Source organism: Piscibacillus salipiscarius JCM 13188 (assembly GCF_001311865.1).
Lineage (GTDB): Bacteria > Bacillota > Bacilli > Bacillales > Alkalibacillaceae > Piscibacillus > Piscibacillus salipiscarius.
This window is the reverse complement of the sequence record NZ_BBCD01000015.1, coordinates 71,617-81,013: the sequence shown is the minus strand read 5'-3', so window position 1 is coordinate 81,013 and position 9,397 is coordinate 71,617. Positions and strand designations below refer to the sequence as shown.

Genomic DNA, 9,397 nt, shown 5'->3' with positions numbered 1-9,397 from the left:
GTTTGCTAGAGGTTTAAACACTTAATAATTAACGTAGCTCGTAGGATTTACTCGAGCACCATTTTTATAAACTTCGAAATGCAAATGAACTCCAGTGGACCTTCCGGTACTGCCCATCACACCAATTTTGTCCGCGCTGCACCGTTTGACCGCTATTTACGCTAAGACTATTCATGTGGGCATACATCGTTTTTAGTCCGTTATTGTGATTAATGACAACCTTATAACCATAAGCTCCATCATAACCAGCAAACGTTACAGTACCATTATCAGCAGCTTTAATCGTTCTGTTACTAACACCTGAAATGTCAATTCCTTTGTGGTAACTTCCCCAACGGCTACCCATGTTACTAGTGATAAAACCACCAACAGTTGGTTTAGCAAATTGGCCAGTTCCTCTAGACGGAACCTCTTTCGTTCCTTTTAAAACGATTTCCTCTGTAGGTTCTTTTACAACTTCTTCATCAATTTTTTTCTTTTTAACTACTTCATTATTTTTAGTTGTTATACGATAGGTAATTTTCTTTTTACCTTTTTCACCTTTTGCTTGATCTTTGTTTGACCTTTGAATAATGAATCCGTACTCTTAGTTTTTGTTTCAAAATCAATTGATTCTTTCTCTGATTTTTCAACTGTGTAGCTTACATTAATAAATGGCTTATCAGCTTCAACCTTAACTTTCTGACCTACTTGAACAACTGAGTCTTCATTAATATCAGGGTTCATATCCATTAACTTTTGTACAGATAAATCATACTTCGATGCTACTTGACTTAGCACTTCGTTTTCCTTAATGGTATGTATTGCTTCCCCTTTTGTACCACGTTCCAGCATTTTTTGTAGCTGTTTTACTGATAGTAGTTTAGTAGGATTGACGCCTTCTTTTACAACTTTAAGATTTTCAGTTAATCCTATATCAAGTACAACCGAACCATCATTTAAAGTGAGTTTAGAATCCTCTTTTTCTTTTTTCTGTTCCTTTGTTGTTTGATTCTTAGCAATATCTGAAGGAACTCGTTCTAATATTGGAGATACAATTTGATCTTCTTTCATTTTCAGAAACTGAATTTCCTGATTAAGTTCTTTTGGTAGATATTTATTAACTACATTGTTAATTGCCTTATTGGCTTCATTTAGATTACCAACATATCCAATTACTTGATCCTTCATTTGGAGCTTAATAGCAGTAGCATTAAACGATAACACTTCATCTAAATGATTTTTAACTTCTTTCGTCTCATCTTTAGTAGAAAAGACTAATTCTCCAACATAATCAATCTTTTGTTCTGGCATTAACTCTATACCATCATAATTTTGTTCTTCAGAATCTAATTTAGATTCTACAAAACTTTTAACACTCTCTACATCTTTAACCGTTCCAACATGTTCTCCATCAACATATACGTGATGAACTTCTAAGAAACTTTTATCTATTGAATCTGCATATACTGTTCCAAAGGCAACCCCTGTGCCTAAACAAGTAATAATTAGTGTTTTCTTGACCATCGATAAGTCTTTAAACTTACTCAGGCCTCGTTTGACTCTCCCAAATATCTTTTTCACGACCATTTCCTCCAAAAAACGACTTATATCTACTCTTGAAACTTTCTTAATACATCTCGTATACACATATATAATCTACCATAAGGAAAATATTAAATTAAACCTTTAGTAGCATATTGTAAACAACTTGTATAGAATCTAGAAAATATTTGAAATTACTCTGTTTAAATTGAAACTTATAGTGTAAAATGACACTGTTTAAATAGTAATATTCTGAATAATTGCAACTTCTGTAATATACCTGTAAAGTAAAAATTTAAATCTGTTATATAAAAGAAAAAACACAGATCGTCTGTGCTTATTAGTGGTGGCTCGGGACGGAATCGAACCGCCGACACACGGATTTTCAGTCCGTTGCTCTACCGACTGAGCTACCGAGCCGTGAATATTAGATTGCTTTACTTAAATGGCGGTCCGGACGGGACTCGAACCCGCGACCTCCTGCGTGACAGGCAGGCATTCTAACCAGCTGAACTACCGGACCAATTGATGCGGACAGCGTTAATATTATCACAGTAATAAACAATTTGACAAGCTTCTTTTAATTATTTCTATAAAAAACTTAAAGTTTCATTTTTCATATAATTATGACATTAGGCACGTAAGGTCGTTTACGTGCCTAGCTTGTAATTGTTATTTAGTTATAAATTTCTTTCTGTACAATTGTTTGTTCGCGATCTGGACCTACTGAAAAGATTGAAATTTGAACCCCGATTAACTCCTCAATACGTCTGAGGTATTTTTGGGCGTTTTCAGGTAATTCATCAAACCTTCTGACGTGAGTTATGTCTTCACTCCATCCAGGTAACTCTTCATATACTGGCTTGCAATTTTTTTAATTCTTTAGAGCTTGCAGGGTAATATTGAATCATCTCTCCATTTAGCTCGTAACCCACACAGATTTTGACTTGGTCTAATCCACTTAACACATCTAGACAATTTAATGATAAATCAGTTAAACCACTCACTCGTTTAGCATGATTAACCACAACTGTATCAAACCACCCAACACGCCTAGCTCGGCCTGTGGTTGTACCATATTCATGGCCAACTCTTCTAATTTGTTCTCCTACTTCATCATGTAACTCTGTTGGAAACGGTCCATCCCCAACTCTAGTCGTGTAAGCTTTTGACACTCCAACAACTTTATGAACTTGATTTGGCCCTACCCCACTTCCTGTAGCTACACCAGCTGCAGATGTGTTAGATGATGTAACATAAGGATACGTTCCTTGATCAATATCTAACATCACCCCTTGAGCCCCTTCAAATAAACGTGGTTCCCTCTTTCTATTGATTTTTCTAATTCGATAGAAGTTTCCACAATATATGACTTAAGAGCTTCCCCATATGTTAAATATTCATTTAAAACAGCTTCAACATTTACTGGCGTATGATTGTAAACTTTTTCAAACCAAATATTTTTCTCTTCAACTTGATACTTGATTTTTCCTTCTAACGTATCTGGCTCTAATAAATCAGCCATTCGAATGCCCATTCGATTGATTTTATCAGAATAGGCTGGTCCAATTCCTTTTTAGTAGTACCAATCTGTCTTTCTTTACCTTTGGCTTCTTCTTGAAGGCGATCTAGTTCCATATGATATGGCATAATGACATGTGCTCTACTACTAATCTTTAATTGCTCAACAGGCATGCCACTTTCTTTAACATAATTCATCTCCTCTAGTAATTTCTTAGGATTAATGACCATACCATTTCCTAAGATGCACACTTTATTTGGATTAAATATACCTGATGGAATCAGATGAAGTTTATACGTTTGATCTTTAAACTGAATAGTATGTCCAGCATTATCGCCACCTTGATACCGAGCTACTACATTGGCTTGTCTAGCGAGAAAGTCTGTAATTTTACCTTTACCTTCGTCGCCCCATTGTGTCCCAATTATTACTGCCGTTGTCATATGAGGACCTCCTAATATTAAGAAATAACTTTAATCCAAAGGTTATTTTATCAGCAAATTAACTTTTATTCAATGAATGACGAACATTGATATAAATTTTTAGTATTTTGTACGTTTTTTCATTCATCTTAAATAGAGGTTTTTCATGATCAAACAAAAAACACCGATATGACTTTATAGTCACAATCGGTGTTAGCTTAAATATCTAAGCAGGCGGAATATCCGCTTCATTATATTTTCGGTCTAAATCGACGAACTTGTTGTACTCTTTAACAAAAGCTAATTCGACAGTTCCAATTGGTCCATTTCTTTGCTTAGCAATAATAATTTCAATGATATTTTCTTTCTCTGTATCATCATTATAATAATCATCACGATATAAAAACCCGATAATATCTGCATCCTGCTCAATACTTCCTGATTCACGAATGTCAGACATAATTGGTCGTTTATCTTGTCTTTGTTCTACACCACGTGATAGCTGTGACAACGCGATGACTGGAACTTCTAATTCACGTGCCAATGCTTTTAGCTGACGAGAAATTTCAGATACTTCCTGCTGTCTGTTTTCACGGCTAGATCCGCTTCCCTGGATTAATTGTAGATAATCGATTAATACCATCCCTAAGCCTGATTCTTGTTTAAGACGGCGACATTTTGAACGAATTTCACTTACTTTAACACCAGGTGTATCATCAATATAAATTCCTGCGTCAGATAAACTACCCATTGCCATGGTTAATTTACCCCAGTCTTCCTCTTGCAGGCTTCCCGTTCTTAGTCTCTGTGCATCAATATTGCCTTCAGCACATAACATACGCATGACTAACTGTTCAGCGCCCATCTCCAAACTGAAGATCGCACAATTCTCTTGTGCATGGATCGCCACGTTTTGCGCAATATTTAATGCGAATGCAGTCTTACCAACAGACGGTCTTGCTGCGATAATAATTAAATCGTTACTCTGAAATCCAGACGTGATATGGTCTAAATCTTTAAATCCTGTTGGTACACCAGTTACTTCTTCACTTTGGTGATGAAGCTGCTCGATATTATCATAAACATTTATGAGAACGTCTTTAATATTACGGAACTTTCCTGATGCTTTTTGTTGAGACACATCTAAGATTGATTTCTCAGCATAATCAATCAGTTCTGATAGATCATCTTTCTCTTCAAATGATTTAGTCACAATGCCTGTTGCTGTCGAAATGATTTGGCGAAGTACTGACTTCTCATCAACAATTTTAGCGTAATATTCTAAGTTTGCTGCTGTAGGAACAGATTCAGCTAATTCAGTTAAATACGTTACCCCGCCTACCTCTTCTAGCAGCTCTTGTTCTCTTAACTCATTCATGACCGTAACTAGATCAATTGGCTCCCCTTTATCTGTTAACCGAACCATCACTTCAAAAATCCTCTGGTGGCTAACTCGATAAAAGTCGTCATACTCTAATATTTCAGAAGCTTGTACAATAGCACTAGGTTCAAGAAAAATGGCGCCTAATACAGATTGTTCAGCTTCAATATTATGCGGTGGTGTTCGGTCCTGTGCGATCATATCTGACACATCGGTTCCCCCTTTAACGCGGAACAATTCCAATTAGACTTCTTTAACATGTACTCTTAGCGTTGCAGTTACATCTGGATGGAGTTTTACTGGTACATTTGTATAGCCTAGATTACGAATCGGATCGTCCAGTTCAATCTTTCTTTTATCAATTTTAATGTTATGGTTTTTCTTTAAGTCATCAGCGATGTGTTTACTGGTGACAGATCCAAATAATCGTCCACCATCACCAGATTTCGCCGTAAGTTCCACTGTCATATCTTCAAGTTGGTCTTTTAATATCTTAGCATCGTTAAGTATTTCCTGTTCTTTTTCTTTCTCTTTTTGCTTTTGACCTTCCAGCTGTTTTAGTTGCCTTTTGTTGCTTCTACGGCTAAATTATTTTTTAGAAGATAGTTACGTGCATAACCCTCTGACACGTTTTTAACTTCTCCTTTTTACCTTTTCCTTTTACATCTTTTGTGAAAATTACTTTCATTCTTCGTCCCCTCCTTCAAAGTACTCTTCAATGATCCCTCTAAGTTGCTCTTCGACTTGTTCAAGGGTGGTATCTTCAAGCTGTGTAGCTGCATTGGTTAAATGCCCGCCCCCGTTCATTTTCTCCATAATGATTTGTACATTGATTTCGCCTAATGAACGAGCGCTTACACCTATTTTACCATCATGACGTTTAGCAATGACAAATGATGCTTTTACATTACTCATGGTAAGGAGTGTATCAGCAGCTTGTGCAATAATAATCGCGCCGTAATTCTCATCCCGTAAACCTTTCGAGATCGCGATTCCTTCTCGATATACTGTCGCATTTTTTACAAGCTCACTACGTCTTACATAGACATCTAAATCTTCTTTTAATAAGTTCTGTACCAACACAGTATCTGCACCTTTTGAACGCAAATAGGATGCTGCATCAAATGTACGAGACCCTGTTCTTAAAGTAAATGATTTAGTATCTACTGTAATTCCAGCTAATAAGGATGTTGCTTCTAATACATCTAATTTAAGTGGTCCATCTTGATACTCTAATAGCTCAGTTACAAGTTCAGCTGTCGATGAAGCATAAGGCTCCATATAAACAAGGGTCGGTTCTTCAATGAACTCTTCTCCCCTTCTATGATGATCAATCACCACAATATGCTCAGTTTTATTTAACAAACGTTCTTCCATGACCATGGAAGGTTTATGCGTATCAACAACCACGATCAAGGTATCTTTCGTAACGATATCTAATGAATCATCTGGAGTGATAAACCAATCTTTTAAAGATTCATGCTCACCAATCTTATCCATTAATCGATGAACACCAGTATTAACTCCATCAGGGTCAAAAACAACATACCCTTTCTTTCCATTCTGTTGAGCCAGTTTTAAAATACCAATCGATGAACCGATCGAATCCATATCTGGTGTTTGGTGACCCATAATAAGAACTTTTTCACTTTCCCGCACCAATTCTCTTAATGCATGTGAAATAACTCTAGCACGTACTCGGGTCCGTTTTTCCATTGGGTTCGTTTTACCACCATAGAATTTAACGCGACCAGTATCATCTTTTATCGCTACCTGGTCCCCTCCACGTCCTAACGCTAAGTCAAGACTTGACTGGGCTAAATCACCTAGTTCAGGCAAGTCCGTTGTACCTCTTCCAATACCAATACTTAACGTTAACGGGACATTCTGATCAGAAATCAGTTCCCTTACTTCATCTAAAATTTCAAATTTAGTCTTCTCAAGCTGCGTTAGAATCTCTTTATTCATGACAGCGATAAACCGCTCTTGTGACGTCCGTTTTAAAAAGATTCCATAATCATTCGACCAATTATTTAAAATTGACGTAACCTCTGAGTTCAAATGACTTTTTGAGGTATCGTCCATTGCCTGAGTTAATTCTTCATAGTTATCTAAGAAAATAACTCCTAATATGGTACGTTCGTTATCATGTAGAGTCTCTAACTCAATTTGTTCCGTGCGGTCGAATAAATAAACCAAGCGCTCTTCAGTTTTTATAATAGCTTGAAAAACGACGCTCACCAAGTGTAATCCACTTCTCATCTTCTTCATCTTTAGCAGCTAATTCAAGGGCTTCTGAAAAATCACTTAGATCTTCCCCAATTAATGAACGTTCACTATCAAAATAATCATTCATAAATGGGTTAGCCCACTCTATTTGAAACTCTTCATTAAAGAGAATTATTCCAAAAGGCATGCCCAATAAGGCTTCCTCGCCAACTTTTTTAACTCTGTAAGACAACGTTGAAATATAATTTTCAGTACGTTGTTTAATTAAAGCTTCCGTTCTATAAGTAATATACATTAAAACAGCGAGAACTAAAGCTAATACCGAACCAATTAACCATTGATAATAAATCACAATAATGGTTAAGACTCCGGCTAAACCATACAAGAGCCATATACTTTTGTTCTCCGTTAATTCCTTAACGTCATTCATAAATGAACTCATCTCCCAATCGATCGACTTTATTTCTTCTTCGTTAGTCGACCTCTTAGTTGCAATCCTAAATCAATTATACCTAATATTCTTAGTGGATAAAGAAGTAATATTGGCTGGATAATAAATAAAATGACTACAATCATAGGTACGACTTTTGGCCATTTCTTAACGTGCACTAAGAAAAAGATGAAAGATAAACCTTGTAAAGCTAATAATACTCCAGCTAATGTGGTTAAATTATCCGCTACTAAAAACATTGAATCTTCTGGTGATGGGAATATTAATAACAGAATGACTCCCGCAAAATAATACCAAATCAATGATACTGGTAATGAAAATTCTCTAAATGGAGGAAATTTTAGCTTATCTCCTTCCATTTTATTAATGATTTTATGACCTAACCACTGGGTAATCCAAGCAAAGGCTAAACCCGCTATCACAATCATAGATGGTATTTTGTAAATCATCAAATACATCTGTTCTCGGTATAGCTCTAAATCCTCTTCAGATAACTCACCGACTTGGTCGTAGAACGAAGTAAAAGTCTGCAAGCTTTCATCAATAGCATTTTGAATCTCTTGAGACCAATTGACTTGAAAGAAAAACTGGCTGAGAACATAGACCAGTACGATTCCGACTGAATAACCAAGTGTACCTAATGCCAATGTCTCATATGACTTGCGTTTTTGCTTCAATCCATATCCGATTGCACTACCGCCTAACCCCATTAATAAAGTGAGCGGAAGTGATATATATAGCAGAAAGATTGAGCTAATCGTCATCGTGATCACAAACATGATGACTGAATGACTTAACTCATGCTTATAAGTATAAATTAAAAATGGTATAGGTAATGTAAATAGGATGAAGATGCTTAAGACTGGTACAAAAAAGCTACCAATAATAAGACTAAATATATTGCCCCATACATGATGCCATCTTTGTTGCGTTGGAAGAATTCATGATTATATGTGCACCTCTAACTTTAAAACTAATCTATCTTACCTAATATTATTATTTTACATCATTTTATGCTCAATCATATGTTTAAGCAAAAGAAAACAGCCATGGTTTTATACCGATTTTTATAATGAAAAAGAGGCAACGCTTATAAGCATTGCCTCCTAGTATTTATTATTCGCTAACATATGGTAATAAAGCCATTTGTCTAGCGCGTTTAATTGCTTTAGTTAATTTACGTTGATATTTTGCAGAAGTTCCTGTTACACGACGAGGTAAAATTTTACCACGCTCAGAAACGAAACGTCTTAATAAATCAATATCTTTATAGTCGATGTGTGTAATTCCGTTCGACTTGAAATAACACACCTTTCTACGCTTACGTCCACGACGTGCCATGTGATAACCCTCCTTTGATTACAATGATTGATTAAAATGGTAGATCGTCATCTGATATATCTACCGGCTCACCTTTTCAGCAAATGGATTGTTATCATCTTGTTGAGATTGATTGAATCCACCTTGATTTTGATTTGGTGACCCTTGGTTTGATGTGTTTGGTGCTGGATTTCCTTGCATGTTTTGTCCACCTTGAGATGATCCTTTCGACTCTAAGAACTGAACGCTCTCAGCGACCACTTCAGTGATAAAAACACGCTTCCCATCTTGCCCATCAAAACTACGTGTTTGAATACGACCGTCAACACCAATCATACTACCTTTCTTCATATAGTTCGCAAGGTTTTCAGCTTGGCGTCTCCAAATAACACAGTTAATGAAGTCTGCTTCACGGTTCCCTTGCTGGTTAGAAAAAGGTCGATTGACAGCTACAGTAAAGTTCGCAACTGCTACTCCATTTGGCGTGTAACGTAAATCAGGGTCTTTGGTTAATCTTCCAACTAATACAACTCGGTTTAACACATCAA

General features: G+C 36.2%; 5 protein-coding genes, 2 tRNA genes and 5 pseudogenes. All 12 read right to left on the bottom strand.

What is annotated here, in order from left to right; all coding sequences use genetic code 11:
* Positions 1-21 precede the first annotated feature (21 nt).
* Positions 22-508: pseudogene (locus JCM13188_RS21000) on the bottom strand (M23 family metallopeptidase).
* Positions 505-1,563, bottom strand: coding sequence for a LysM peptidoglycan-binding domain-containing protein (locus JCM13188_RS11315; RefSeq protein ID WP_054754147.1), 1,059 nt, complete (start codon positions 1,561-1,563; stop codon positions 505-507). Before JCM13188_RS11315 ends, JCM13188_RS21000 begins: the two are co-directional and overlap by 4 nt.
* A gap of 305 nt (positions 1,564-1,868) precedes the next feature.
* Positions 1,869-1,944 (bottom strand) — tRNA-Phe (locus JCM13188_RS11310).
* Positions 1,945-1,970: 26 nt separating this feature from the next.
* Positions 1,971-2,047: transfer RNA gene (locus JCM13188_RS11305), tRNA-Asp, on the bottom strand.
* A gap of 153 nt (positions 2,048-2,200) precedes the next feature.
* Positions 2,201-2,350 carry an adenylosuccinate synthetase gene (locus JCM13188_RS19110; protein ID WP_279401756.1) on the bottom strand — a complete coding sequence of 50 codons (150 nt, stop codon included), beginning with the start codon at positions 2,348-2,350 and terminating at the stop codon, positions 2,201-2,203.
* A 25-nt stretch (positions 2,351-2,375) separates the two neighbouring features.
* Positions 2,376-3,489 (bottom strand): annotated as a pseudogene (locus tag JCM13188_RS11300) (adenylosuccinate synthase).
* A gap of 205 nt (positions 3,490-3,694) precedes the next feature.
* Complete coding sequence (dnaB, locus tag JCM13188_RS11295) at positions 3,695-5,050, bottom strand: replicative DNA helicase (protein ID WP_054754157.1); 1,356 nt, start codon at positions 5,048-5,050, stop codon at positions 3,695-3,697.
* 42 nt (positions 5,051-5,092) lie between these two features.
* Positions 5,093-5,537 (bottom strand): annotated as a pseudogene (rplI, locus tag JCM13188_RS11290) (50S ribosomal protein L9).
* A pseudogene (locus JCM13188_RS11285) lies at positions 5,534-7,508 on the bottom strand (DHH family phosphoesterase). The pseudogenes rplI and JCM13188_RS11285 overlap by 4 nt, the downstream one beginning before the upstream one ends.
* A 29-nt stretch (positions 7,509-7,537) precedes the next feature.
* Positions 7,538-8,413, bottom strand: coding sequence for a YybS family protein (locus JCM13188_RS11280; protein ID WP_279401755.1), 876 nt, complete (start codon positions 8,411-8,413; stop codon positions 7,538-7,540).
* A 232-nt stretch (positions 8,414-8,645) separates the two neighbouring features.
* Positions 8,646-8,870 (bottom strand): 30S ribosomal protein S18, encoded by a 225-nt coding sequence (gene rpsR / locus JCM13188_RS11275; protein WP_054754142.1) that lies wholly within the window; start codon positions 8,868-8,870, stop codon positions 8,646-8,648.
* 31 nt (positions 8,871-8,901) lie between these two features.
* Positions 8,902-9,392 (bottom strand): annotated as a pseudogene (gene ssb / locus JCM13188_RS11270) (single-stranded DNA-binding protein).
* Between the last annotated feature and the right edge of the window lie 5 nt (positions 9,393-9,397).

What these genes read in the sequence shown, in the direction of transcription:
- dnaB (WP_054754157.1), bottom strand. Translation starts at nt 5,050, where the DNA reads ATGATCGCACAGGACCGAACACCACCGCATAATATTGAAGCTGAACAA.
- rpsR (WP_054754142.1), bottom strand. Translation starts at nt 8,870, where the DNA reads ATGGCACGTCGTGGACGTAAGCGTAGAAAGGTGTGTTATTTCAAGTCG.